The 508-nt window shown below is 59.4% G+C and carries 1 protein-coding gene; it reads left to right on the top strand.

Annotation, left to right across the window (positions count from 1 at the left end):
- Positions 1 to 508, top strand: a 508-nt coding sequence (locus tag Q1A69_RS20125) for a hypothetical protein (protein ID WP_299589714.1), incomplete at both ends; no start/stop codon positions are given.

Raw genomic sequence — 508 nt, 5'->3', positions numbered from 1 at the left:
GACGGCTTCCGCTTTAATTTCTCCAACCAGCTGACCAATTTGGTCGGTACTCCTAACCAGCCCGGCAGCCAGATCACCCGTATTGGCGGCGACGGTGCTGGGACTCTATATACCTACGATGCCAGCCTACAGGTCTATATTTCCAGTGATGGTGCCGGTGCCCACGACCAGATAGTGTTCGATAGCGGCAACAACCAATGGGTATGGCGCGAGGGCTCCAGCCGCACCGAAGAGGTCTACGGCAATATCAATGGCCACTGGAAACTGGTGGCCCGTGTCGATGCGGAAGGCCGTCAGGTAGCCTTTGGCCACAACAGCAGTGGCCTGGTGAACAGTATTACCGACGCCGCCGGCCAGACCCTCGCGATCACCTATAGCGGTACCCGTGTGACCGCCGTCACCGTCAGCAGCGACGGCACCACCGAACAGCGTCTGCACTACAGCTACGATGCCAAGGGCCGCCTGCAGAAGGTCACCGTTGACCTATCTCCCGCAGACCGCAGTATCG

Source organism: uncultured Microbulbifer sp., assembly GCF_947498635.1.
Taxonomy (GTDB): Bacteria; Pseudomonadota; Gammaproteobacteria; order Pseudomonadales; family Cellvibrionaceae; genus Microbulbifer; species Microbulbifer echini.
The sequence above is the reverse complement of the archived record's forward strand: the minus strand, read 5'-3'. Positions and strand labels throughout refer to the sequence as shown.